The organism is Haladaptatus sp. QDMS2, from assembly GCF_029338295.1.
Classification (GTDB): Archaea; Halobacteriota; Halobacteria; order Halobacteriales; family Halococcaceae; genus QDMS2.
The window spans coordinates 1,606,271-1,628,351 of sequence record NZ_CP119791.1; the positions used below are offsets into that span (position 1 = coordinate 1,606,271).

Consider the following 22,081-nt stretch of genomic DNA (forward strand, 5'->3'; position numbering starts at 1 on the left):
GATGGACTTCCTGGTGGGGATGAGCATGTTCCTCATCATTGTCATCTTCGTACTCTCGTTCGTGCCCGGCATGATCGAGCCGTTCAACGACAGCGTCCAAGAGGACACGGTGGCGGTGGACCGAGTTGCCACACAACTATCGAAGAATATGCTCGGTTCGACCGGCGAACCTTACCTATTGGACGGTCAATGTACAGGAGCATTCTTCGGTGGAACTGACCCTGGGAATTGTAACTTCGAACCTGCCGACAGTGTTTATGACAGAGTAGGAATCAATGAAACGTTCCAGAAACTCAACATCACCATCGAGCGCGACACGGATGGGGACGGCGACCGAGAAATCCTCAGGCTGGACAGCAACGGGGAGATTGTCCCAACTGGTGGGACCCTCCTCAGAGAGGGCAGCGTCCCGCCCACTTCGAGTGGATCGGTGGTCGTCGCCCGACGCGTCGTCTACCTCGACGGACAGGACGTGTCACTCATCGTGAGGATGTGGTAATCATGCGAGCACAAGCACACACACTCGAAGGCATCGTCGCGTCGTTCCTGCTCATCACTGGGCTGGTCTTCGCGCTTCAGGCAACGGCGGTCACGCCGCTGTCTGCGAGTACGTCGAGCCAGCACATCGAGAATCAGGAGCGCGCAATCGCAGAGGGCGTCCTCGCCGCGGCGCTGGAGAACGGCACGCTGGAAGTTGCCCCAGTGTTCTGGGACAATCGAACCGATTACCTTCGGTTCCATAACACCTCTTCCAGACAGTACTACGTCGATAATCTGCAGCCAAATTTGACTTTCACTAATATGCTCGAACGGAACTTCGGGGATGCGGGTATCGCGTACAACGTAAATATCGTTCACATGACTGAAACGGGGGCTGAGCGGGAACGCCGCCTCGTCTACCGTGGGGTGCCGAGCGATAACGCGGTCACCGCGTCTCGCATTGTGACACTCTATGACGACGATGTGCTCTACGACCACGAAGGCAACCCAACCACCTACACGGTGAGCAAGGGTGCCGACGAAGGCAAATTCTACATGAGCGACGCCGCGCCCGAAAGCGCGGTGTTCAACGTGGTCAAAATCGAGGTGGTCGTATGGCGAATGTAGACGACCGGGGCCAGATCATTCTGGTCATCGGGCTCGTCCTCGCCGTGATGTTCGTCGCACTCGCGTTAGTGCTGAACACGGCCATCTTCACGGAGAACTTGGCCACGCGGAGCAACGACGGCGCGTCCGCAGACGTGTTCGAGTTCCAGGACGACGCCGTGTCGAGCGTCGAGGGTGCGATTGCCTATGCGAACGCACACGACAACGGAAGTTCCACAACGCTCTCTGACAGCATCGGTGATAGCGTCGATGATTATAATACGCTCAGTTCGAGCCACAACGCAAAAAGCGGCAAATTCGTGTCGGCTTCCGTGACGTCAATGACGGACGGCAAGCGCATCTTCCAGACCTCTTCGTCTGCGCTTGACAGCGCAGCAGGCAGTCCTGACTGGACGCTCGCGACGGGCGTTTCAAACACGCGAGACTTCAGCATGAAGGTCAACCCGTCTATCACCTGCGTGACGTTGACGGATTGTTTCTACGTCGAATTCGCAGACGCGAGCGGCAACACGTGGCATATTTATGTGGAAGATCCGGACCTCGATTCGAGCGATACGAGAATTACGGTTAAAAACGCGGGCGGAACGCAAAAGTCGTGTACTGTAGGAGTAGAAACGGCCAAGGTCAACGTAACCGAAGGGACCATCAGTGGCGAGTCATGTGAGGCTTTGTCACTCCTCTCCACTCTGCCGAACTCCTACGACATCCACTTCCGGAACGGCGGCGACGGTTCAATATCTGGCACCTACGATGTTATCCTCGAGACGACGTCCGATACCGGCAACTTCGGCTCTGCACCGGATGAACCACGCATCGCGAACGCCATCTATTCGGCGACCATCGAAATCGACTACCATCACCCAGAGGTCTCGTACTCGAACACCGTTCGCGTAACCTCTGACGGAGACGAGCTATGATGGACAACAGAGGTGTCTCCTCGACGCTCAACTACGTCCTCGGTCTCGGGGTCGCGACGGTGCTCGTGATGGGCCTACTCATCGCGGGCGGCAATCTCATCGAGGACCAGCGCGAGCAAGTCACTCGAAACGAGTTGTCCGTCCTCGGCCAGCAGGTCGTGAGCGACCTCGCTGCGGCCGACCGATTCACGCAAGAGGGCGGGGAGGTCACGCTGAATCGCGACCTGCCGAAATCGGTGGCAGGACAGACCTACAGAATCACGGTTACACACAACACTGGCCAGCAGTACTACCTGACACTCACCAGCGCTCGGACCGACACGTTGGTCCGAATCGAGTTCGTTTCGAAGACGACGATATCGCCGTCGTCGGTCGATGGTGGTCCAATCAAAATCGTGGGTGATGGTGCAGTGGTGGAGGTACAAAATGGATAATCGAGCGGTGAGCGAAGTACTTGGGTTCATCCTCATCTTCTCGCTCATCTCATTGACTATCGGCGTCATCTACGTCACGGGACTGGGTGGACTTGCCGATACGCGAGATGCAGAGCGCGTGAACAACGCAGAGCGAGCCTTCGACGTGTTAGCGCACAATATGGAGGATATCTCCGAACACGGCGCGCCGAGTCGAGCGACGGAGGTTCGTCTCGCTGACGCCCAGCTCTCGGTCAACGAGGAGGTAGAGATTCAATACACCTTCATCGACCAGAGTGGGGTGACGGAACCGACGTCGCTGCCGGTGGTCATCAAGCCCATCGTCTACGACTCACAGACGGGAACTGACATCGTCTACGAAGCTGGGGCGGTCATTCGTGAGCAACCGGACACCGCGCGAATGGTGCGAGAACCAGGATTCGTCTTCGACGAAGACAACCCAACGAACCGAAATCCGCTGTTCATGATCGTCCAGACGACTTCGACGACCAATCAGGACATTGGCGGATCGAAGACGGTTCGCGTCAGAGCGATTCACGAATCGACCGTCGTCGAATCGACGGGGTCGAATGGCCCGTACACGATGAAGGTGTCCGTGACCAGTCCGCGCTTCGAGGCCTGGGAATCGTACTTCGAAGGGAAGTGCAACGACGTTACGACGACCGACACAACAGTAACGTGTACGCTCGAAAACGTGGACAAGGGTTACGTGACGAAAGTGCAGACGACCATCGAAATCGAATGAACCTCGCTAGCGAAATCGCACCGTAATCTCATTTTCCGTGATGTGGAGGAACGTAATGTATCGAGAATCATCGGTAACTTCGTAGTCGAGATAGCCCGACGATTCACTGGCGTCCACGCGGCCTGCATTATTCTCGTTGCCCTTCCCGGGTCCTTCGTGGACGGTGAGTTCGAACGTCGGCCCCATCAGCGAGAAGTAATGGTTTACGAGAAAGTCGAGCGATTCGGCATCGGCGTCTTCGGTGTACGTTGGATCCGTTTCAGCGGGGTCGCTACAGACCCCGTCGCCGTTGGTATCGCAGTCTGCTTCGTGCTGGTCGATCGTGGTCGAAGACGGTGCGTCGTTGGCGACGATTTCGGGGCCGTAGTTCCACTTGTTGTCGCTTCCCTGGGTATCAATGTCGCCGTACGTGAGGGACGTGTCACTTGTGAAGTCGATGGTAAGTACCTTCTCGTCGCAGTCGATATCGACGTTCGGATCGGTATACGGGTCGATGGCTTCGTTTTGCCACTCCTGGTGAACCCCTGTCGTCGAGTTGTAGTAGTAGATACTCACGTCGAGTGTGCCCGGATTAGCTCCGCACAGGTTCTGGGTTGATGCGACGTGAAGCTCGAATTCGGTGTTGGGTCTGTCTTTCGTGTAGAGCGACCAGTGGAGTTGATTGAACCCGTTTTTGTCCCCGTGAAGCTCGACTTGAAACTCGTTCACTTTGTGATTCGTCGCCATCGACGGAACGTCCACAGAGCCGTCCGGCTCCGGTATCTGGAAGTCCCGTAGCGGGTTGCCGGTCGATTTCAGCTGTAAGGTGACGGTTTCGTTATCGTGGTCTGCGTACACAGCACCCGTCGTCCGCGTTCTGAAGTACTCCGCCCAACCTTCGGAGTAGGGGCCTTTCACGGTGATGTTGATCGTGCCTTTGTTGAGTGGGTTCTCGTACAGGGCCCCGGTTATGTTGTACGGTGCACCCCGTTCGGTTCCGTCTGCGGCTTTCGCCGCTGCGGTAGTGTTCGGGAAAACGTGACGTTCGCGCTGTGTCGGGTCGATGGTGACGGTGGTTGCCCCGGAGATGTATCCCGAGCCGGTCGTGCGAATCAGCGGGAGGGTGAGCGTCGCATCACGATAGTGAAATTCCGGTGGAGAGATCATTCGCGCTGGCCCGTCGCCGTCTTTTCGCCAAACGCCTCCGCCCTGATAGGCGATTTCCGAATCGTCGGTTGTGAAGACGAGGGCTCCGAGACTCTGATTGTAGATTGTCTCGGTGTCCCCGTTTCCGGTGTAGTTGTTGTGGGTGACGCGAATCCACCCCGTACGTTCGCGGATTTCGTAATTTCCGTTTGCGTTCGGGAAATCGAGGGTTTGTTGGCTCGATGCGCCTAGCGCGACCATCGCGGCGCGTGAGTCGAACAGTGTGAGCGTCTGTTCTGCACGTTCGAGTTCGGATTGCTGACGGGTATCTTCGATAACGACCGCACCGAAAGCGGCCACTGCGGTCGTTCCCATCACCACGAGCGCCATGATGAGAATTGTGCCAACTGGTTCCATCTGTCCACGAGTGTCGCCCGTGAGAGAGAACGAAGTACACACTCGCGGCCCGGAGGACCCGGTCATAGATACTCCCTGGCAGTGTCAGACTATAAAACATTCTGTCACTCAGTGAAATTATCTCTCGTTGAAGTGTTCCCGGATGTGACCCCCGCCCGGAAGACTATATCTTTGCGATGCGACAGTATCAATACACGAGATGTACGACAACATATTGTTCCCAACCGACGGGAGTCTTGGGATGTCGAAGGTGCTTACGCAGTGTCTCTATCAGGCGAGACAGAGCGGGGCGACCGTCCACGTCGTGTACGTCGTGGACGTGCGGTCGTACATCATCCTGCCTGAAGAAACTCAGGAACGTATCGTCGAACTCCTCGTGGAGGAGGGACAGCGCGCACTCACCGAGGTAGAAACGCGGGTGAAAGACAAGCCGGACTTTGAGGACGTATCGTTCGTGTACGAAATTCTGCAGGGAATTCCGCACGAAGCCATCCTCGAATACGCTCGCGAAGCGGACATCGACCTCATCGTAATGGGAACGCACGGGCGAACCGGGGAGCGAAAGCGCGTGCTCGGAAGCATCGCAGAGGAAGTCGTGAGAGAGGCGAGTTCACCCGTCCTAACGGTTCGTATCCGCGACGAGGACGTCGCGAAGATACGAGAGGAGATTATGGGTGAGGTAGCGGTGGACGAACCTGAGGAATCTCCGCGCTATATCGAGTGAGGACGTGCTGATTTTCGACCCGTAAGTTCGACGGTATCGAGCACGTACATCGAGAAGACGAGGTCCTCTGTCGGCGTCTCGAAGATGTCGAGCAGGGGCAAGTCGGCCTGCCTCAGTGCCCGGACGACTTCGAGATTCAGTTCGTCGTCCGCAATCTCACGGAGGTGACCTGCCGCGATGACGCTTCGCCACTCACCGTCCACCTCGTCGTAAACGACGAGACGCGCCGTCTCGGTGTCTTCTACGTAGGCTCGTTTCTGGCTCTCGGGACCGTAACCGAGCCGGAAGTAAAACCGCGTCGTGGCCGGGTCGAAGCCGTAGGAGATGGGAATCGCGTAGCTGTCGGCGTCGCGAGCCAGCGCCAGTACGCCGGATCCGCCGCGGTCGAGAAACGCCTCGATCTCCGCGTCGCCCATCACCGACGAGTGGGTGTCACTCATAAGTGGACTGACGTGAGCAGCGTGCAAAAAGCTAGGTCTAGGTGGCTGTCAGTGCTGGTGGGTGAACAACAGCACGTCGTCGTCGTGCATCGAGACGCAGAGGTCGAGCAACCGGCTCAGTTCGAGGCTGTTGTACTCGTCTTCGCACACGACGAGGTCGTCGAATGGTTTTTCGCAGGCAGGACAGGCGATGCTCACCGTGTTCCGGTAGGTCGTCACACCACCTGCGCTTTCGTGGGGCGTGAGCGACTGCACCAGGTCGTCGTAGGTGTCTGAATCCATCGCTAGAGTGGTCGTCGTCGATCCGTGATAACTCTAGGTACGGGAACGTCAGAAGTACCCGCTCATCCCAGGCATAAGGAGGGTGAGCACTAGCACGATGATGAAACTGAGAGCAATGAAGCTGATAATTCCGAACACACCGCCGAGAACAACCGCACTCGACGCGAGGAACCCGCTCATACGATGACGGTTCTGGAGCCCCTTCGCTTGCATCGAGAGTCCATAGACGATGGCGATGAGGTTGAGAACTGGAATCCAGCCGACAGAGAGCAGCAAGGCGGTGGGGTACGCCAGCGCTTCGACGGTGCGCTTTAACCCCCGTGCCCCGAACGCGCTCACCACCGCGTGCGTACACACGACGTGACAGAGGAAACTCGTGTAGCCGAACAGACTGGCCAGGATGACGACAAGCGAGACGCTCGAAAAGACCGAGGAGAGCCCGGTCAAATCGACCACCGCACTCACCCCTCCGAGTAGCATTCCCCCTACCACTGCCGAGGCAGCGGCGTAAACGAGGGGGAATCGAACGTCCCTACTCGATTCATAGAACGCTTCTGAAGATAGGATGACTGAACGGGCACCATTGGCCCCTGTCTGTCGGCTTTTCATGACATCTGGTTTACGGGTATGCCGGTGTTAGTTATACTACGGATAGCAATTTTCCGCTAGCGTACCTGTCCACTACTGTGAAATAACAGTCTTTTAATCAGACCCTTTAACGCGAGGTGCTGTGCCGACAGAAACTCGAACCAGAGAGTGCCTTCAACATTGTCATACTCATTGAAATCGACGCGTACTGCGGACAATCGAAGTACTAATATGGGGAGAGTCGTTCATCAGTGTACGTTCGTCGGATACAATCCAGACGGTGCGTGACTCGCTTCGCTCGTCGTGTTGTATCGCGAAAATAATAGTGGACTTGCCGGGATTTGAACCCGGGGCCTCTCCCATGCCAAGGGAGTGATCTACCCCTGATCTACAAGCCCGCGTCAGCAATATTCGCTTTCCGGCGGTTGTTCATAAACCCATCGAACCACCTTCGGGAGGGCGAAAATGCGCATAGAAACCGTTTAGTGGCTCAGGGGGTGAACTACCCGTGGGAACAACACGGCCGCAAATCTGACATCGCCGTGCACTTGCACGGCTCTGGGATTGCGGTAGTGACCGGCGCGTCCCGCGCCGAAACGTCTAGAGCGGTCTGTGCGGTTCCTATCCTCAACTATGGCACGAATGCACACTCGACGCCGCGGCTCGTCCAAATCGGACCGACCCGTGGCTGACGAACCACCGGAGTGGAGCGACGTCGACGCAGACGCAGTCGAAGAGCGCGTCGTCGAACTGGCAGAACAGGGTCACACCCCAGCCGTCATCGGACTCAAACTCCGTGACGAAGGTGTTCAGGGCACGCCTGTCCCGAACGTCAAGCTGGCGACGGGCAAGAAGGTCACCCAGATTCTCGAAGAGAATGACGCGAAGGACGACCTTCCAGCAGACCTCCGTAACCTCATGACGCGCGCCGTGCGTCTCCGAGACCACATGGAGGAGAACCCGAAGGACCACCAGAACAAGCGGGCACTCCAGAACACGGAGTCGAAAGTGCGCCGGCTGGTCTCGTACTACCGCGGCGACGAGCTCCCCGCGAACTTCAAGTACGAGTACGAAGAGGCCAAAGAAATCCTCGGTCTCCAGTAATCGATGTCCGCAACCGGTCGCACAGGAGGAGACGCCCCCGACGCGAGTGAACTCGCCGCGACGTGCCGCGACGCCGACTTCGTTCGGTTCGTCGCCCACGCAGACGGCGATGCACTCGCCGCAACGGGGCTCATCGCCCGCGCCCTGAGCGGTGCTGGCGTCCCCTTCCAGGCGAGTGTGGCTCGCTCGGGGAACCTCTCGCGACCGGCCAACACGGACGACGTCACCACACTCCTCGTCGGCGGGACCGACCCGTCGTACGACGGTGCCATCGACGCCAGCGCACGACCGGCGAGCGTGACGGCGGAAACCGTCGCACGCGAACTCGCTGCGGACCCCGACCCGGTGTGCGCCCTCGCGGGCGTCGTCGCCGCGGAAGGGCATCCGAGCGAGTACGCGGAGCTTCTCGAACGCGCAACGGAGCGTGACCTCGTGAATCAGCGACCCGGCGTCGGAATCCCGACGGCGGACCTCGCGAACGGGCTCGCCCATACGACCCTCGCTCACGCGCCCTTCTCAGGGAATGAGGGGGCCGCGACCGCGGCGCTGGCAGACATAGAGTTACCTGTCGACCTCGACACCCGCGCACAGCGACGCCTTGCTTCGTTGCTCGCCCTCGCTACTGTCTCTGCAGACGGGGCGACACCGCGAGCAGCCGAGGCGGTCGAGCGCGCCCTGCACCCCCATGCGACCGACGGCCCGTTCGCCACGGTCGAAGGGTTCGCAGACGTACTTGACACCGTCGCACGCGAGCAGCCGGGCACGGCGCTCGCACTCGCGCTCGGACACGATGCGAAGGCCCCAGCACTCGACGCCTGGCGTGCCCATTCGAAGCGGACGCACGCGGCACTCCGCGAGGCGGCGACCGGCCGATACGACGGCCTGTTCGTCGCCCGCATCGACGACGACGCGAACCCGCCAGTTCGAACGACGGCCCGCCTGCTCCGGGATTTCCGCTCGCCGGAGCCCGTGGCGCTGGTCGTCGCGGACGGCCGGGCCGCAGTTTGCGCGACCGAGCAACAGGGGCTTCTTGGCGAAAAGATGGCAGCGGCCGCGGCTACCGTCTCTGGAACCGGCGGTGGGCGCGACAGACAGGGCTACGCCGAATTTGGGGCCGACGTGTCGGCTCCGGATTTCGTCACGGCGTTCAGGGAGGCGCTATGAAACGCGCGACCATCCGGACCACACACGAGCACGCCGCGGAGATTGCGGCGGCGCTCGAACCGGACAACACGCCAGAGATGCGCATGACGGTCACCGACGGCGAAATCGAGATGATCATCGAGCGCGAGACGACCGGCGGCCTGCAATCGACCGTCGACGACTACGTGGTGAACCTCACGGTGGCAGCACAGCTTACGAACAACCCGAAAACAGAATCCAACAATGAGTGAACGATCAGTCTCTCGGCGTAAACAGCAGAAGCGTTGGTACAAGGTGCTCGCACCTGAACAATTCGACCGCGCAGAACTCGGTCAGACGCCTGCTGACGAAGCCGAGAAGGTCTACGACCGAACCATCGAAACGACGCTTGGCGAACTGACGAACGACGCCAGCAAGAACAACACCAAACTCACCTTCAAGGTGAACGACGTCGGCAGCGACGCCGCGTACACCGAGTTCGTAAAGCACGAACTCACCCGCGACTACCTTCGCAGCCTCGTCCGGCGCGGAGCCTCGAAAATCGACGCGAACATTACGGCCATCACGAAAGACGGCTACCGCGTCGAGATTCAGCCGCTCGCCCTGACGACCAAGCGTGCGAACCACAGCCAGGAACACGCAATCCGCAAGCAGATGATCAACATGGTCGAGGAGACCATCGAGGACCACACCTACGAGCAGATCGTCGACAGCATCGTCGACGGTCGCATCTCCTCCGCCATCTACGCGGAAGCGAAGACCATCTACCCGCTTCGCCGTGTCGAAGTCCAGAAATTCACCCTCGAAGCCCGCCCAGAAGAGGTCGAGGCCGAGGAAGAAGCCTCCGTCAGCGTAGACGAAGAGGACATCGGCGTCGACGTCGACGAAGAACTCGAAGCAGAAGACGACGAAGAAACCGAAGCGTAATTCGGCCTTCTCGTTATCGAGATATTTTGCGGTTTGCGGATAGGTTGCGGCCTGCGGACGGGTGCGTCCCATCGCCCCCACGAGCGACGGCTATTCGGTGACGACGAACGTCGCAATCATCCCGCCGGGTTCGTGGGGGACGCAGAAATAGGTGTACTCGCCGGGAACTTCGGGCGTGTATTCGTAGGTTTCACCCGGTGCGATGGAACCGCCGAGGTTGCCCGTCCAGGAGTCTCTCGCTGCCTGTTCTGACTCGAAGCCACCGGAGGCGAAGTAGGCAGCACCGTCGGGAATGTCGGCCTCGTAGGCCGTCACGGTGTGACTGCGGCCACCTGTGTTCTTCCAGACGATGGTCGTGCCGACGGGAACCTCGTAGGGGTCGCTCGGATGGACGAAGCGGTTTGCGGACATCCCGATGTCGTACTCCGCGCTCCCGTCTGGCTGTCCAGACGACGTACAGCCAGCCACAGACAGTGTCAGGGCGGTCGCGGCGGTGGAGAGAAACGCACGCCGGTGCATAGTCGAATCTCACGGCTGGAACGATATATGCTCGCCGATTGGGTGTGCGAACGAACATAAAGAGGTAAGGCCGAACCTCTCCACCGCCACAGTATGCAGCCCCGTTTCGTCGGGCGGTTGGGACTCGCGGACGCGGTCACCGTCGCCAACGCGGCTCTCGGCTTTCTGGCCGCCGCCGTGGCGATGGTCGACCCGTCGCTCGCCGCGCGACTGATACTGCTCGCCGCCGTCGCCGACGGACTGGACGGCGTCATCGCCCGGAAGATGGGCGGGACGCCGGTCGGTGACTACCTCGACTCGCTCGCGGACGTGGCCTCGTTTGGCGTCGCCCCCGCGTTGTTCGTCGTGAGCGTCGCCAACGCGGAGTGGGGCCTCGTTCTCGGTGACCTCTCGATGCGAGGCGTCGCCGCACTTGGTCTGCCCGCGCTGTTCGTCGCCGCGGCGGTCATCAGACTGGGGCTTTACACCGCCTACGACGTGGCGAAACACACGACAGAGGGCGTCCAATCGACGCTCGCGGCGACGATACTCGCCGTCGTCTTTCTCGCCGGCTTCCAGGGAGCGACGCTGCTCGTGGGACTTGCCGGGCTCTTTGCGTACCTCATGGTCACGACGATTCAGTACCCGGAACTGTACGCCCGCGACGCGATTGCCATGGGCATGATTCAGGCGCTCGCCATCCTCGCACCACTGGCGTTCGACCGCATCTTCCCAAAGGGCCTGCTGGTGGCCGCGGTAGCCTACCTCGTGTTGGCTCCGCGCTTTTACTGGCGATAAGGCCGAAGGGAAACGCTCTTAGGTTGACCTGCCGGTAGTTCACGTATATGAGCAACGGGGACGAGGAACCCGAGACCCCCGCGGAGGACGCACCCGCAGTAACACCCGAGTCGTTCGAAGAACGCCTGGCTGAGGTCGAAGAGTCCTTAGACGAGGCGGAAACCGAGTCTGACCTCGACGAAATCGAGGCGCGACTCGACGCTCTCGAGACGGACCTCGGAGCGGCCGAACTCCCAGAACCGGAGGACGACGACGAGGACGACCCCCGCGAGGAACTGGAATCGAAACTGAGCGACCTGCGAGACGCACTCGAAGACGCTCGTGGCCCGTACGCCGAGGACGTCGTGAGTGAAATCGAGGCCGCGAAAACCAAAATCGAGGAAGGCGAGTGGACCGAGAAAGGCGACGACGAAGTCGTCACGGCCGCCGGGTCCTACGCCGACCGGATGGGCGAGATTCTCGATGCCTCGTTCGTCGTCGCGAGCGATTCGCACTACGACGTGCTCAACACGCTCGACGAAATCGCAGAAGCCGTCGAAGCCGCGAATCTCGACGCAGACGAGGACGAAGAGACCATCGCGGCACTCGTCGAAGCCACCGAAGAGTTCAAACAGGACCTGGAGGACGCCCAGGAGTGGGACGACCTCACTGTCGTCGAAAAGCTCGACGCACAGGGCTTCTACGACGTGCTGACGCCGAAGAATCGCAAGGACTACCCACCGGAACTCAACGCGGTTCGCATCTACGAAAAGGAGAACAACCCGGAGATGATTCTCCTCGCACTCGACATGCTCGAGTCGAACTTCATGCAGGAACACTGCATCGAAGCCCTCGGCCGCATGGGGTCGCCTGAGGCCTACGACGCGATGATCGGTCCGGCCCAGAAGCGCAAGAAGCCACAGATCGAAGTGCTCGGCAAAATCGGCAACCCGGACGCACTGGAGACGCTGCTCGAATACGTCGAAGCCGACAACGACCCACAACTCCAGAAGGTCACGATGAAGGCACTCGGCGAAATCGGTGACGAAGAGGCCACGCAGGTCATCGCTAACAACCTCGTCGCGGAGAACGAAGGCGTTCGCAGCCAGGCGGCGCGCGCACTCGGCCTCCTCGGCGACACCCGCGCCGTCGAACCGCTCGGCGACGTGCTCGACGACGACGAGTCCGACACCGTCCGCGCGAGCGCCGCGTGGGCACTCAACCAGATTGGGACGAAGGCGGCCCTCGAAGAGGCTGCCCGCTACGACGAAGACGCGTCCTACATCCTGCAGGTCGAAGCCGAGAAGGCGTCTGCTGCGCTCAAACAGACGACCGAACCGGCGGCCTGACCGGACGAACCTTTTTACACGAAGCTGGGACCACTCCGTGGCGTGTTCGTCCGTCTGGTCCTCGCACTCGCGCTCGTGCTCACCGTGTTCCAGCGACCGCGTCACCGACCGCAGACTAGCCCACGTTCGTCGCGGTGTACCCAAATCCGCTCACGGCAGACGACGCGGGCGAGTACGTCGTCATCGAGTTTCCGACAGCCAAAACAGGCAACTGGACGCTATCGGATGGAGAGACGACCGTCTCGCTGTCGCGTGTGAATTTGGCGGGACCTTGCGCCCTGACCGCCGAACTAGGGGTAACCGCAAATCGAACCGAGTATCCAGTCGCCACACTCCCGACTGCGCTCGAACTGTCGAACGGCGGGGAGACGCTAACGCTCCGGCACAAGAGAAACGTCTTGGATACCGTCACGTACGAGAACGCACCGCCGAGCGAACGGTGGGAGCGGACGGACGTAGGATGGACGTGGGAACCCCTCGGTGCAACGAACCGCCCGGTCGTTTCGGTTGGACCTGTTCCCGTCACGACGTTCCTCCTCCCGGACGCACCAAATGCGACGCTCGACGCAATCCAGACTGCAGACAGTCGCATCCTCCTCGCGGGTTACACCTTCTCTTCGTCGCGGGTGGCAGACGCCCTCGTCGCTGCCAACGACAGTGGCATCGCTGTTCGAATACTGCTCGACTGCGACCCCGTCGGCGGGATGACGACTCAGCAGGCGGCGACGCTCGACCGACTCACAGCCGCAGGTATCTCCGTCAAACTCGTCGGTGGCCCGCGTGCTCGCTATTCGTTTCACCACGCCAAGTACGCCGTCGTGGACGACCGTGCTATCGTCCTCACAGAGAATTGGAAGCCGGCGGGAGTCGGCGGTAACGCGAGTCGTGGCTGGGGAGTCGTCGTGGCGAACGCCACGCTCGCAGACGAACTCGCGGCCACCTTCCGGGCGGATGCGGAGTGGCGCGATACAACGGCGTGGGAGCGGGCACGCTCCACTCGCGAGTTCGTTTCAATCCCGCCGGCCAACGGGTCGTATCCGCGTCGCTTCCGCCCGCAATCCCTCAGCGCCGAGTCCGTCGAACTGCTCGTCACCCCGGACAACGCCGAACCCCGACTCGTCGAGCACCTCGATGCGGCAGAGGAATCGATTCTGGTAGAGCAGGTCACGATTGGCGGTCGTGACCACGCGCTGTTGGAAGCTACCCTTCGGGCAGCGCATCGCGGCGTCTCGGTACGAATTCTCCTCAGCGGCGCGTGGTACGCCCGCGAGGAAAACGAGGCACTTGCCACCGCACTGAACGACCGGGCGCGTAGGGAAGGACTTCCGCTCGAAGTTCGCGTAGCAGAGCCACGCGGCAGATTCGAGAAGATTCACGCGAAGGGCATCATCGTGGACGGCGACACAGTCGTCCTCGGCAGTCTGAATTGGAACGACCACGCGCTCAGAGAGAATCGAGAGGTGGTAGTCGTTTTGCACGGCGACGCCATCGGCGACTATTTCACGAGCGTTTTCGACGCAGATTGTCGCGGCGGGTCGTGGTGGGTGTCGATGGGCGTGCTCGGCGCGGTTGCACTGTCGGCACTCGCGGCGGGAGTAGTTGGAAAGAAAGTTCGTTTCGTGGTCAGTCGTGGGTGACGATGGTGCTGCGAAGCTCTTCGTCGATTTCCGCGGCCGCCATTTTCTCGACGAGCGCGTCGAGGACTTCCTCACGCATCCCCTTCACGAACTTGATGGACCCGACGACGAGATGGCCGCCGCCGCTGACGCCGCCGCCTTTGACCTCCTCATTGAGTTCCTGAACCATGTTCGGGATGTCGAGGCGGACGCCGTCGGAGCGGAGGACCGTGAAGTCGGGACCGTAGCCGATGGTGATGACCGACTCGCCCGTCTCCTTGACCTTGCGGTCGTGGATTTCGCCAGTCGTCTTCCCCGGTGCGGGGTAGGTAAACCGGTGGGCGTGGCGCTCTAAGTCGATGCGGTAGAGGTGTGCGTCGTTGTCGAGCACCTCGTGTTCGACGTGGGGCATCACGGAGTCGAGTTGCTTCTCGACGTCGCGCTCTGCCCGCGAGGAGAGGAACTCGACGAGCTTCCGGTGGCGCTCCTCGTCGTCACAAGCGACGTTCAGGATGTCGTTGATGAGGTCACGACCGTCGTTGTACTTGAGCCAGTAGGCCTCGTAATCGAGTGCCTCGCCGATGTTCCAGAGGTCGTCCTCAGTGTAGCCTTCGGCTTCCGCGAGGTCGATGTACTGCTCCATGGCCTCGGCCTTCGAGCGGTCAGTGAGCCCGGCGACAGCAGGGACGTGGTTGAGTTCGTCCGCCAGGTCCGGGTAAATCATCCGCGCGAGTTCGACGCACATCATGCCCGTCGTGATGCGGTAGTCCTCGTCGTGCATGTACGGGTTCACGTGCTCTTCGACGAGCGGTTCGACCGCCTCCGGGTCGGGGTGGTGGTGGTCGACGACGACGATTGGGATGTCGTAGTGGGCCAGGTTCTGGTAGGCCGGGATGTCCTCCTCGGTGCTGCCGTTGTCGAGCATGAGCAGGAGGGGGAGTTTCTGGCCGTGTCGGGCGCGGTCTTCGAGCGAGAAGTTCAGGTCGCGGACGACGTCCTCCATCTCGTAGAACGGTGCCTTACTCGGCAGGCGCTTGAGCAGGTGGCGCGGTGCCGATGGGTCCTGATGGGTCTCCTCGATGAAGCGCTCGATGGCGAGTTGGACGGGGACGCTCGCGCACATCCCGTCACCGTCTGCGTGGTGGCGCATCTTGATGGGGCGCCCTTCGAGCACGGTGCGTCGCAGGAGCGTCGCCACGCGCTTCAGGTCGGGTCGGAGTTTCTCGAACGCGGGCCAGTCGATGAGCGGGTCGACGTCTGCAGCCTCGGCGCGTGCGTCGAGGGCGGTTTCGAGTCGGGCTGCGACCTCGGTGGCTTCCTCGCCGTCGAGGGCGTCGATGTTCGAGGCTTCGACCTGAATCGCGTCGTCGCGCGAATCGACGACGCCCGTGACGCGAACCACGTCGCCGACTTCGATGTCGGGGTAGGCGCGGACGCCAGCGTCTTCGAAGGCTGCACACGGGACGACGGCCGTCTCGTCGCGCACCTGGAAGATGGTCGGGCCGCCGGTCTGTTTGATCTGGACGACCTCACCCTCCAGATGGATGGTGTCGGTCGAGGACGGGGTCAGCGAGTCGGCGTCCGAAATCTCGTAGTCGTGGGCGACGGTGACTGTCTCGTAGTCCGGGAGGTCAGCGACGGTAAAACTCAGGTCGCCGTTCTCGCGAATTTCGGTCAGGTAGACGATGAGTTCGTCGCCGACTTCGTAGCTTCCGTCGAGTGCGGACTCGTGAACCAGACCGGATACTTCGTCGGAAATATCGACGAAGATGCCGTAGTCGACGACTCCGTTTACGGTTGCGTGGTAGTACTCCTCGGCGGTGACGTCTTTCAGCGTACACTCCGCAGCGAGGTCATAGACAACAACCCGGTCAGAAGAACTTGCGCCGGCAGTATCGCCGGCATCGGGTGGTGATGACATTCTTATTTCTCGTTTGGCTTTGCTCCGTTTAACGCTTTGCAAACGGTGTCTCGCGTATGCGAGGACTCGGCCCAAATTAGCGACGCGTATCGTACACAGCGGCGGCGAGCGCGTCCCGGTGGCCTTCGTTCGGCCCGCCGGCGATTGTGAGGAGTTTCGCGTCCCGAAGGTAGCGTTCGACGTGTCGTTCGGTGGTGTAGCCGATGCCACCGTGCAGTTGCATCGCCTCGTTTGCGTTCTCGACCGCCGCCTCCGTGGCGTGGATTTTCGCCATGTGCAACGCACCGTCGAGCGGGACGCCGCGGTCCGCACGGTCGGCGGCGTGAAGGGTGAGCAACCGGGCGGCATCCACCCGCGTCGCCATCTCGCCGACCCGCCACCGGAGGCCCTGCTTGTCGCTGAGCGGGCGACCGAACTGCTCGCGCTGGCTGGTGTGGGCGACCGTCTTTTCGAGTGCCGCGCGAGCGATGCCGACGCCCCGTGCGGGGACGTTGACCCCGTTGGTGATAGTTTTCCGTTCGACGTAGGCCATCCCCGTCTCTCCGACTCGGCGGGTGTCCGGGACGCGAACCGAATCGAGCGTCACTTTCGGCGAGGGGACGCTTCGTGCTCCGAGCGTGTCCCAGACCGTCTCCACCTCGAATTCGTCGGTCGGAATCAGGAAGGCGCTGATGTTCTCCGGGGCCGCCTCCTCGGGGCCGGTTTTCGCGTAGGTGAGGACGTAATCGGCCTCGAAGAAGTTCGTGACCCACTGTTTGTGGCCAGTCACGACCCACTCGTCGCCGTCTCGTTCCGCAGTCGTCTCCATGGCGAGTTTGTCGCTGCCCGCGTTCGCCTCGCTGAGGCCGAGCGCCCCGACCGTTTCGAACCGAGCCATCTCGGGCAAGAGGGACTCTTTCAAGTCGTCGTTCCCGAACCGTTCGACGACGGTGGCGACGCCGAGGTGGAGCGCGAGGGCGCTCGCGACGGGCATCATCGCCGCGGCCAGTTCTTCGATGACGATACAGAATTCGACCAGTCCCTCGTCGCGCCCGCCGTACTCCTCTGGAAGCGTGAGGCCGGTCAGGCGACGGTCGCCGAGTTCTGCGAGGATTGCTTCGGGATAGTCACCCGCGTCGTCAAGTTCACGGGCGACGGGTTCTATCTCCTCGGTCGCAAACTCGCGGACATCGTCACGAAGGACCCGCTGTTCGTTGGTGAGTCGAAACGCCATGACTGGCAATTGCTCACAGGGACAAATAGGTGTACGGCAACCGGCATCGTCGGCGGTTCGTCCCCCTTCCGGAACGCTTAGAAGGCGCGCCTTCCGAGTGAACGGTATGCGGCTATTCCGTTCGAGCGAGGTACTCGGCATCGCCGAGGAGACCCTCGAATTCGTGCTCGAAGCGTCACGAGAGACGCATCCGAACGAGTACATGGGACTACTCCGAGGCGAACGAGCAGCGGACCTCGGGCTGGACGAGGAAGGGGTCGTCATCACGGACGTGCTCGTCATCCCCGGTACCGTCTCGAACGAGGAGAGCGCGACGGTCCGGACGAACATGATTCCGAACGACATGCGGGCCATTGGGTCGGTTCACTCCCACCCGAACGGCGTCCTCCGGCCGAGCGACGCAGACCTCGCGACCTTCGGGAATGGCCAGGCACACATCATCATCGGCGCGCCTTACGGGCGTGACGACTGGCAGACGTTCGACCGTGAGGGCAACCCCCGTGACCTTCGCGTCATCGACGTAGACCTGCCGGACGAACCGTTCTTCGACTTTACGCAGGAAGACATCGACAAGGAACTCAAATGACGACGGTAATCGCACAGGGCACCTTCGACATTCTCCACCCTGGCCACCTCCACTATCTTCGCGAAGCGGCGGCCATGGGTGACGAACTCTACGTCATCATCGCCCGCCGGGCGAACGTGACGCACAAACAGAAACCCATCCTCCCCGACGAGCAACGCCGCGACATGATTGCCGCCCTCGACTGCGTCGACGAAGCGGTACTGGGACACTTAGAGGACATCTTCGTCCCCATCGAGGAGATCCAACCGGACATCATCGTCCTCGGCCACGACCAGCACCACGACGAGGATGGCATCGCCAAGGCGCTCGCCGGACGCGGCATCGACTGCGAGGTTCGACGCGCCTCGATGCGTGACAAAAAGTTCGAGGGTGAACTACTCTCGACGGGCCGCATCATCGAGCGCATTTGCGCCGAACGCTGCTAGGGCAACTTTTTGGGCGCGAGCGATGAAACACTCGCGCGAAAAAGTTTCATCAAAAAGCGTTGCGACCACGTCCGTGCTCGCACCACGTCGGTTCTGCGGTGGTATTCTGTTCGGTTGTTTAGTTTCGGCTTGGCGGGAGTTCGTCGTCTCGGTGGAGTTCTGCGAAATCGTATGTTTCCACGTCATTTGGCACGTCGGAGCGCGCGCTTTCGTAGACGTCAATCACGTCGAACCAACTTGGTTTTGCATAGACTTCAGCTTCGTCGGTCAGCTGTACCCTATTGAAATCTTCTCTGCTCGTCCATGTATTGAGGCAAGGTGAGAAATCATCGCCACAAATTCCGAGAAGGTATTTGACCCTAAATCGAGAAGCGAGTGCGTCATGAACTGCTTCGTCGATGACGAAGTTTACAGGGTTCTGGGGGGTTTGCCCAACGAACTGTGGGTCGAAACTACCGGTAAGCCCATCTTCGCGTCCCCAAATCGAAAGCACGTCATCGATGTAGCGTTGCCCATCGTACTCCCATTCTAGAAGTATTGCTTTCTCTTCTACTTGGCCGATCTTTGTAATGCCAATTGTCGATAAGCAACCGCTCAAACATACAGTCAGAGTCAAGCCGGAAGTCGAGAGAAACTGTCGTCTAGAGGGCATAAACTACTCATCGACAATGCCAGTAATAAACTTTCAATTGTACATCTCGAAGCCCGTGATCAATCGAATCTGCCAAAGTACGACGTTGCGAACCGCTCGAAGCCCAAATTTTCGGCCAGTGCCACCGACCACGGCCAGGCGTCGAGCGTCCGGTACTGCGGAAGCAAGCCCCGAGAGAGCGCCAGTTCGGTAACCCGTGAGACGACTGCCCGGCCGTGTCCCGCGTTCCGGTGGTCGGGATGGGTGACGACCGAGATGTGCGCAATCTGGGTATCCCACACGTCATACCCGGCCACGGCGACGAGACGGCCGTCAACGAATCGTCCGACAGTGGTCTTCGGGCCGAACTCCGGGCCGCCTGCGTCCCACTCGTCGTCTGAAACGCTGGCCTGGAACGTGTCGAAGGCTGGTTCGTCGGCCACTCCAAGCAGGCGAGCGTCGGAGGAAACCGGCTGGAATCCCTCGCGGTCAGTATAGCCGTAGAACGCCGGCCCGAGGAGTTTCGAGAGCGAGAGAAAGCTGTCGAACCACTCTACTACCGCGTCGCTGTCGTCGAAATCGAGCGATTCGAGCGCGGGTGCGTGGCGTTCGACGGCGTCGAGGAACGACGCTGGCGCAGAGACGACCAGCGAGTCTTCGTGGCGAAACAGCTGCACTCCGCCTTCGTCAATGCTGCCGACAGTGATGCCAGGTGCGTCGAATGCCTTCGGGGAAACACCCAGGCGGGCTGCCCAGTAGCGGCAGAGTTGACGGCGGGTGCGGGCGGAGAATCCCATAGTCGAACGTGGACGACGGCGGTGAAAATTGTGTCCTACGGGCGAAAGCGGTGCCCGCACTCAGCACACCGATACACGGCCCGCCAGCCACCGCCGGTCACCATCTGTTTTCGATACGACCCTTTCGCTCCGCACTCGGCGCATTTCGTGGCGGGACCGGGAACCTTCGCCATGAATTCGGGTTCGTACTCCGTGTCAGTAAGTGTTCGTTTCGCCACGAGCTGCGCCCCTGGCTTTTGGTCCACGCCCTCGCCGTGCACAGAAAGTATTTATCAGGAAATTAACTACATTCGCATATGTCCTCCCAGACGCGTCGAACCGTCTTACAACTGACCGTCGCATCGCTCGGTGTCGGTTTCGCGGGGTGTACCTCGACGGGACCGGCGACTACGGACACGCTCTCATCCGAAACAAGCGAACCGACGACAGAGACGCCGACGGAGACCCAATCCACACCGCAGGGAACAACCGTCGAGTACGAGGCTCTGACGGCTGACGAACAGGTACTGTTCGACGAACTGCTCTCGAAGCGGACGGCTACCAGGGGGTCAGACCGCGTCTCGAAGACGCTGGTGGAAGCGGAGTTCGTCCTGTATCAGGATTCGAGATATCGAATCGAGAAAGAGCAGGCAGGCTACATCGCGGAGTACGCACTGGAGGCGACGTTGACGAGCGATTCGAACGTCGAGGTCGGCGATTTGGTTGCCTACGGAGACCTGACGCAGGAAGCGGCGGCAGCGTTCGACGAAGCCCAAACAGGCGACCGGTACACCATCCGTGGAGAGACGCTTCCCGACCAAGTCGTGAGTAACCAGTACGTCGAATTCGACGGCGAGTACTACGAACTCACCGTCATCGTGGCCGATATTCCCAGTTGGACGTTCACGGCGACGAAAGTAGCGGAACGGGTGGCGCGTGGTTTCTGAGTCGATTCGCCTCGTCGCGTGCGTCTTCGTCGGTCTCTTCGCAGGCCGTGTGCTCGGACCGCTGTTCGTCCCGGACCCGACGAGCACGCTCGCAATCATCCTCACGGGAGTTGTCGCACTGGGTGTCGGGGGCGGACTCTACCGGTCTGCCTGGCTCCAGTGAAATAGCTCGGCACCCGCGACCGGCCCCGCTGCCAAGAGTTATCCCCGTAAAATAGAATAGTCAGCTATGGACCAACAGTTCGACTGGCTCACCTTAGACGAGGGTGAGGAGATTCTCTGGGCGGACACACCCCACCCCTACAGTCTCGTGCCCGCGTTCATCGTCGGCGTCCCGCTCATGCTCATCCTCGTCGGGATTCCCATCGTGGTCGGGGCGTATCTCACCCACAAGAACACCAACTTCGTCGTGACGAACCGCGCCCTCTACAAGAAGACCGGCGTCCTCTCGCGCAACGTCCAGCGCATCGAGTTCGACAAGGTGCAGGACACCTCCTACCGTCAGACCTTCTTCGGGTCGCAGTTTGGCTACGGCGCGGTGGACATCTCGACGGCCGGCGGCGCGGGCGTGGAACTCAGCTTCCAGAGCGTCGCGAACCCACAGGAACTCCAGTCGCTCATCAACGAGCGCATCAACCGCCGCGAGGGACGCGGTGGCTCGGCAGACGACAAGGCCGCCGTTCTGGACGAGATTCTCAGCGAACTGCGCGCGATGCGCGAGACGTTAGAGACGAACTCCCCGTCTAACCGTCCATGAGCGACCTCGATTGGCTCGTCCCCGACGCAGGTGAGGAAGTCCTGTGGTCGGGCCATCCACGACTCACGACGGTGCTTCCGGCGATGGTCATCGGAGCGCTTCTCGTCGGCGGATTTGGCGCGGCTGGATTCGCATTCAACGAACCGCTGCTCGCCATTCCGGCACTGCTTGGATTCCTCATCGCAGGCGCTGCCTACCTGTTGGTCGTGAACACCGAGTTCGTCGTGACGAACGTCGGCCTGTACCGGAAAACCGGCGTCTTCTCGCGGAACGTCCGTCGGGTCTCGCTCTCGCGTGTCCAGAACAGTGCGTTCAGCCAGGGCCTCCTCGGGTCTATTTTCGGCTACGGGTCGGTCGGCGTCGAGGCCGCCGGTGGCGGGTCGATTCGATTTTCGAACATCGAAAATCCCCGCGACGTGCGGGCGCTGGTCGATACGTACGCTGGAGCAGACGACATTCCCGGAACGCTCGACCAGTGGCAAGCGGTGCTCGAAGAAGTTCGCGGCCTGCGAGCGGCGTTCGAGGCGCGGTCGTAGGAATCTTCGTTTTACCAGCCTGTCCAGTCAGTGTAGCTCCCTAACACACCGCATTTCCGGTGAAAACTGAAGGACTGCGCGGGTGAAAACGGACGA

Annotated in this window: 28 protein-coding genes, 1 tRNA gene and 1 pseudogene; 19 read left to right on the forward strand and 11 right to left on the reverse strand. The window is 60.8% G+C overall.

What is annotated here, in order from left to right; genetic code table 11:
- Window position 1 precedes the first annotated feature (1 nt).
- From P1M51_RS08720 to P1M51_RS08740, 5 genes are read left to right on the forward strand one after another with little or no spacing between them, the layout of a single operon-like run.
- Window positions 2-499 (forward strand): hypothetical protein, encoded by a 498-nt coding sequence (locus P1M51_RS08720; RefSeq protein WP_276247814.1) that lies wholly within the window; start codon window positions 2-4, stop codon window positions 497-499.
- Between the two features lie 2 nt (window positions 500-501).
- Entirely contained in the window at window positions 502-1,107 is a 606-nt protein-coding gene (locus tag P1M51_RS08725; protein WP_276247815.1) for a hypothetical protein, read from the forward strand.
- Window positions 1,095-2,024: a hypothetical protein gene (locus P1M51_RS08730; RefSeq protein WP_276247816.1), complete on the forward strand. Its 930-nt coding sequence runs from the start codon at window positions 1,095-1,097 to the stop codon at window positions 2,022-2,024. The genes P1M51_RS08725 and P1M51_RS08730 overlap by 13 nt, the downstream gene beginning before the upstream one ends.
- Window positions 2,021-2,458, forward strand: coding sequence for a hypothetical protein (locus P1M51_RS08735; RefSeq protein ID WP_276247817.1), 438 nt, complete (start codon window positions 2,021-2,023; stop codon window positions 2,456-2,458). The genes P1M51_RS08730 and P1M51_RS08735 overlap by 4 nt, the downstream gene beginning before the upstream one ends.
- Window positions 2,451-3,203 (forward strand): hypothetical protein, encoded by a 753-nt coding sequence (locus tag P1M51_RS08740; RefSeq protein WP_276247818.1) that lies wholly within the window; start codon window positions 2,451-2,453, stop codon window positions 3,201-3,203. Before P1M51_RS08735 ends, P1M51_RS08740 begins: the two co-directional genes overlap by 8 nt.
- A gap of 6 nt (window positions 3,204-3,209) precedes the next feature.
- Here P1M51_RS08740 and P1M51_RS08745 read toward each other — a convergent pair whose 3' ends face one another.
- Entirely contained in the window at window positions 3,210-4,745 is a 1,536-nt protein-coding gene (locus tag P1M51_RS08745) for a hypothetical protein (RefSeq protein WP_276247819.1), read from the reverse strand.
- 199 nt (window positions 4,746-4,944) lie between these two features.
- Between P1M51_RS08745 and P1M51_RS08750 the strand changes: the two genes are divergently transcribed.
- Window positions 4,945-5,469 carry a universal stress protein gene (locus tag P1M51_RS08750; protein ID WP_276247820.1) on the forward strand — a complete coding sequence of 175 codons (525 nt, stop codon included), beginning with the start codon at window positions 4,945-4,947 and terminating at the stop codon, window positions 5,467-5,469.
- Here the strand turns inward: P1M51_RS08750 and P1M51_RS08755 are convergent.
- The 4 genes from P1M51_RS08755 to P1M51_RS08770 all read right to left on the reverse strand — a co-directional run bounded on the left by P1M51_RS08755 (window position 5,457) and on the right by P1M51_RS08770 (window position 7,177).
- The gene (locus P1M51_RS08755; protein ID WP_276247821.1) at window positions 5,457-5,909 is read right to left on the reverse strand and encodes a pyridoxamine 5'-phosphate oxidase family protein; all 453 of its coding nucleotides are present in this window, start codon (window positions 5,907-5,909) and stop codon (window positions 5,457-5,459) included. The two genes, P1M51_RS08750 and P1M51_RS08755, sit on opposite strands and share 13 nt — an antisense overlap.
- Before the next feature lie 48 nt (window positions 5,910-5,957).
- Window positions 5,958-6,191 (reverse strand): hypothetical protein, encoded by a 234-nt coding sequence (locus tag P1M51_RS08760; RefSeq protein WP_276247822.1) that lies wholly within the window; start codon window positions 6,189-6,191, stop codon window positions 5,958-5,960.
- A 48-nt stretch (window positions 6,192-6,239) separates the two neighbouring features.
- A complete protein-coding gene (locus tag P1M51_RS08765) occupies window positions 6,240-6,671 on the reverse strand; it encodes a hypothetical protein (protein ID WP_276274375.1) in 432 nt (143 codons plus the stop codon).
- A gap of 434 nt (window positions 6,672-7,105) precedes the next feature.
- Window positions 7,106-7,177, reverse strand: a tRNA-Ala gene (locus P1M51_RS08770).
- A gap of 235 nt (window positions 7,178-7,412) precedes the next feature.
- On the opposite strand from P1M51_RS08770, the gene P1M51_RS08775 reads away from it, so the two are divergent.
- The 4 genes from P1M51_RS08775 to P1M51_RS08790 are packed head-to-tail and all read left to right on the forward strand — an operon-like array spanning window position 7,413 to window position 9,953.
- Window positions 7,413-7,883 (forward strand): 30S ribosomal protein S15, encoded by a 471-nt coding sequence (locus P1M51_RS08775; RefSeq protein WP_276247824.1) that lies wholly within the window; start codon window positions 7,413-7,415, stop codon window positions 7,881-7,883.
- A gap of 3 nt (window positions 7,884-7,886) precedes the next feature.
- Complete coding sequence (locus P1M51_RS08780) at window positions 7,887-9,047, forward strand: exonuclease RecJ (protein WP_276247825.1); 1,161 nt, start codon at window positions 7,887-7,889, stop codon at window positions 9,045-9,047.
- Window positions 9,044-9,277: a KEOPS complex subunit Pcc1 gene (locus tag P1M51_RS08785; protein WP_276247826.1), complete on the forward strand. Its 234-nt coding sequence runs from the start codon at window positions 9,044-9,046 to the stop codon at window positions 9,275-9,277. Before P1M51_RS08780 ends, P1M51_RS08785 begins: the two co-directional genes overlap by 4 nt.
- Complete coding sequence (locus P1M51_RS08790; protein WP_276247827.1) at window positions 9,270-9,953, forward strand: 30S ribosomal protein S3ae; 684 nt, start codon at window positions 9,270-9,272, stop codon at window positions 9,951-9,953. The genes P1M51_RS08785 and P1M51_RS08790 overlap by 8 nt, the downstream gene beginning before the upstream one ends.
- 90 nt (window positions 9,954-10,043) lie before the next feature.
- On the opposite strand, the gene P1M51_RS08795 is transcribed toward P1M51_RS08790, so the two are convergent.
- Complete coding sequence (locus P1M51_RS08795; RefSeq protein WP_276247828.1) at window positions 10,044-10,472, reverse strand: plastocyanin/azurin family copper-binding protein; 429 nt, start codon at window positions 10,470-10,472, stop codon at window positions 10,044-10,046.
- A gap of 93 nt (window positions 10,473-10,565) precedes the next feature.
- On the opposite strand from P1M51_RS08795, the gene P1M51_RS08800 reads away from it, so the two are divergent.
- From P1M51_RS08800 to P1M51_RS08810, 3 genes are all read left to right on the forward strand, one after another.
- Entirely contained in the window at window positions 10,566-11,249 is a 684-nt protein-coding gene (locus P1M51_RS08800) for a protein sorting system archaetidylserine synthase (protein WP_276247829.1), read from the forward strand.
- Window positions 11,250-11,296: 47 nt separating this feature from the next.
- On the forward strand, window positions 11,297-12,577 hold the full coding sequence (locus P1M51_RS08805) for a HEAT repeat domain-containing protein (protein ID WP_276247830.1): 1,281 nt from the start codon (window positions 11,297-11,299) through the stop codon (window positions 12,575-12,577).
- Between the two features lie 134 nt (window positions 12,578-12,711).
- Window positions 12,712-14,214: a phosphatidylserine/phosphatidylglycerophosphate/cardiolipin synthase family protein gene (locus P1M51_RS08810; RefSeq protein WP_276247831.1), complete on the forward strand. Its 1,503-nt coding sequence runs from the start codon at window positions 12,712-12,714 to the stop codon at window positions 14,212-14,214.
- On the opposite strand, the gene P1M51_RS08815 is transcribed toward P1M51_RS08810, so the two are convergent.
- Together P1M51_RS08815 and P1M51_RS08820 are read right to left on the reverse strand one after the other, a co-directional pair.
- Entirely contained in the window at window positions 14,201-16,114 is a 1,914-nt protein-coding gene (locus P1M51_RS08815) for a DHH family phosphoesterase (protein ID WP_276247832.1), read from the reverse strand. The two genes, P1M51_RS08810 and P1M51_RS08815, sit on opposite strands and share 14 nt — an antisense overlap.
- A gap of 76 nt (window positions 16,115-16,190) precedes the next feature.
- Window positions 16,191-17,327, reverse strand: a complete 1,137-nt coding sequence (locus P1M51_RS08820) for an acyl-CoA dehydrogenase family protein (protein ID WP_276247833.1) — start codon at window positions 17,325-17,327, stop codon at window positions 16,191-16,193.
- 106 nt (window positions 17,328-17,433) lie between these two features.
- Between P1M51_RS08820 and P1M51_RS08825 the strand changes: the two genes are divergently transcribed.
- The gene (locus P1M51_RS08825; RefSeq protein WP_276247834.1) at window positions 17,434-17,913 is read left to right on the forward strand and encodes a Mov34/MPN/PAD-1 family protein; all 480 of its coding nucleotides are present in this window, start codon (window positions 17,434-17,436) and stop codon (window positions 17,911-17,913) included.
- Window positions 17,910-18,338 (forward strand): FAD synthase, encoded by a 429-nt coding sequence (locus P1M51_RS08830; protein WP_276247835.1) that lies wholly within the window; start codon window positions 17,910-17,912, stop codon window positions 18,336-18,338. The genes P1M51_RS08825 and P1M51_RS08830 overlap by 4 nt, the downstream gene beginning before the upstream one ends.
- Window positions 18,339-18,456: 118 nt before the next feature.
- Here P1M51_RS08830 and P1M51_RS08835 read toward each other — a convergent pair whose 3' ends face one another.
- From P1M51_RS08835 to P1M51_RS08845, 3 genes are read right to left on the reverse strand one after another with little or no spacing between them, the layout of a single operon-like run.
- Window positions 18,457-18,990 (reverse strand): hypothetical protein, encoded by a 534-nt coding sequence (locus P1M51_RS08835; RefSeq protein ID WP_276247836.1) that lies wholly within the window; start codon window positions 18,988-18,990, stop codon window positions 18,457-18,459.
- 59 nt (window positions 18,991-19,049) lie between these two features.
- A complete protein-coding gene (locus P1M51_RS08840) occupies window positions 19,050-19,766 on the reverse strand; it encodes a GNAT family N-acetyltransferase (RefSeq protein ID WP_276247837.1) in 717 nt (238 codons plus the stop codon).
- Between the two features lie 35 nt (window positions 19,767-19,801).
- Complete coding sequence (locus tag P1M51_RS08845) at window positions 19,802-19,939, reverse strand: hypothetical protein (protein ID WP_276247838.1); 138 nt, start codon at window positions 19,937-19,939, stop codon at window positions 19,802-19,804.
- A gap of 123 nt (window positions 19,940-20,062) precedes the next feature.
- Here P1M51_RS08845 and P1M51_RS08850 point away from each other — a divergent pair, with 123 nt between their 5' ends.
- From P1M51_RS08850 to P1M51_RS08865, 4 genes and pseudogenes are all read left to right on the forward strand, one after another.
- Complete coding sequence (locus tag P1M51_RS08850; RefSeq protein ID WP_276247839.1) at window positions 20,063-20,692, forward strand: hypothetical protein; 630 nt, start codon at window positions 20,063-20,065, stop codon at window positions 20,690-20,692.
- Window positions 20,682-20,855, forward strand: coding sequence for a hypothetical protein (locus P1M51_RS08855; RefSeq protein ID WP_276247840.1), 174 nt, complete (start codon window positions 20,682-20,684; stop codon window positions 20,853-20,855). Before P1M51_RS08850 ends, P1M51_RS08855 begins: the two co-directional genes overlap by 11 nt.
- A gap of 66 nt (window positions 20,856-20,921) precedes the next feature.
- Window positions 20,922-21,422: pseudogene (locus P1M51_RS08860) on the forward strand (PH domain-containing protein); the annotation flags it as partial.
- A gap of 23 nt (window positions 21,423-21,445) precedes the next feature.
- Complete coding sequence (locus P1M51_RS08865; RefSeq protein ID WP_276247842.1) at window positions 21,446-21,985, forward strand: PH domain-containing protein; 540 nt, start codon at window positions 21,446-21,448, stop codon at window positions 21,983-21,985.
- Window positions 21,986-22,081: the final 96 nt, after the last annotated feature.

Excerpts from the sequence above, each read along its gene's own strand:
- P1M51_RS08795 (WP_276247828.1), bottom strand. The coding sequence starts at position 10,472 with ATGCACCGGCGTGCGTTTCTCTCCACCGCCGCGACCGCCCTGACACTG.
- P1M51_RS08720 (WP_276247814.1), top strand. The coding sequence starts at position 2 with ATGGACTTCCTGGTGGGGATGAGCATGTTCCTCATCATTGTCATCTTC.
- P1M51_RS08760 (WP_276247822.1), bottom strand. The coding sequence starts at position 6,191 with ATGGATTCAGACACCTACGACGACCTGGTGCAGTCGCTCACGCCCCAC.
- P1M51_RS08830 (WP_276247835.1), top strand. The coding sequence starts at position 17,910 with ATGACGACGGTAATCGCACAGGGCACCTTCGACATTCTCCACCCTGGC.
- P1M51_RS08755 (WP_276247821.1), bottom strand. The coding sequence starts at position 5,909 with ATGAGTGACACCCACTCGTCGGTGATGGGCGACGCGGAGATCGAGGCG.
- P1M51_RS08775 (WP_276247824.1), top strand. The coding sequence starts at position 7,413 with ATGGCACGAATGCACACTCGACGCCGCGGCTCGTCCAAATCGGACCGA.
- P1M51_RS08805 (WP_276247830.1), top strand. The coding sequence starts at position 11,297 with ATGAGCAACGGGGACGAGGAACCCGAGACCCCCGCGGAGGACGCACCC.
- P1M51_RS08840 (WP_276247837.1), bottom strand. The coding sequence starts at position 19,766 with ATGGGATTCTCCGCCCGCACCCGCCGTCAACTCTGCCGCTACTGGGCA.
- P1M51_RS08730 (WP_276247816.1), top strand. The coding sequence starts at position 1,095 with ATGGCGAATGTAGACGACCGGGGCCAGATCATTCTGGTCATCGGGCTC.
- P1M51_RS08740 (WP_276247818.1), top strand. The coding sequence starts at position 2,451 with ATGGATAATCGAGCGGTGAGCGAAGTACTTGGGTTCATCCTCATCTTC.
- P1M51_RS08745 (WP_276247819.1), bottom strand. The coding sequence starts at position 4,745 with ATGGAACCAGTTGGCACAATTCTCATCATGGCGCTCGTGGTGATGGGA.
- P1M51_RS08790 (WP_276247827.1), top strand. The coding sequence starts at position 9,270 with ATGAGTGAACGATCAGTCTCTCGGCGTAAACAGCAGAAGCGTTGGTAC.
- P1M51_RS08820 (WP_276247833.1), bottom strand. The coding sequence starts at position 17,327 with ATGGCGTTTCGACTCACCAACGAACAGCGGGTCCTTCGTGACGATGTC.
- P1M51_RS08845 (WP_276247838.1), bottom strand. The coding sequence starts at position 19,939 with ATGGCGAAGGTTCCCGGTCCCGCCACGAAATGCGCCGAGTGCGGAGCG.
- P1M51_RS08835 (WP_276247836.1), bottom strand. The coding sequence starts at position 18,990 with ATGCCCTCTAGACGACAGTTTCTCTCGACTTCCGGCTTGACTCTGACT.
- P1M51_RS08780 (WP_276247825.1), top strand. The coding sequence starts at position 7,887 with ATGTCCGCAACCGGTCGCACAGGAGGAGACGCCCCCGACGCGAGTGAA.
- P1M51_RS08725 (WP_276247815.1), top strand. The coding sequence starts at position 502 with ATGCGAGCACAAGCACACACACTCGAAGGCATCGTCGCGTCGTTCCTG.
- P1M51_RS08735 (WP_276247817.1), top strand. The coding sequence starts at position 2,021 with ATGATGGACAACAGAGGTGTCTCCTCGACGCTCAACTACGTCCTCGGT.
- P1M51_RS08865 (WP_276247842.1), top strand. The coding sequence starts at position 21,446 with ATGAGCGACCTCGATTGGCTCGTCCCCGACGCAGGTGAGGAAGTCCTG.
- P1M51_RS08850 (WP_276247839.1), top strand. The coding sequence starts at position 20,063 with ATGTCCTCCCAGACGCGTCGAACCGTCTTACAACTGACCGTCGCATCG.
- P1M51_RS08825 (WP_276247834.1), top strand. The coding sequence starts at position 17,434 with ATGCGGCTATTCCGTTCGAGCGAGGTACTCGGCATCGCCGAGGAGACC.
- P1M51_RS08800 (WP_276247829.1), top strand. The coding sequence starts at position 10,566 with ATGCAGCCCCGTTTCGTCGGGCGGTTGGGACTCGCGGACGCGGTCACC.
- P1M51_RS08815 (WP_276247832.1), bottom strand. The coding sequence starts at position 16,114 with ATGTCATCACCACCCGATGCCGGCGATACTGCCGGCGCAAGTTCTTCT.
- P1M51_RS08765 (WP_276274375.1), bottom strand. The coding sequence starts at position 6,671 with ATGCTACTCGGAGGGGTGAGTGCGGTGGTCGATTTGACCGGGCTCTCC.
- P1M51_RS08750 (WP_276247820.1), top strand. The coding sequence starts at position 4,945 with ATGTACGACAACATATTGTTCCCAACCGACGGGAGTCTTGGGATGTCG.
- P1M51_RS08785 (WP_276247826.1), top strand. The coding sequence starts at position 9,044 with ATGAAACGCGCGACCATCCGGACCACACACGAGCACGCCGCGGAGATT.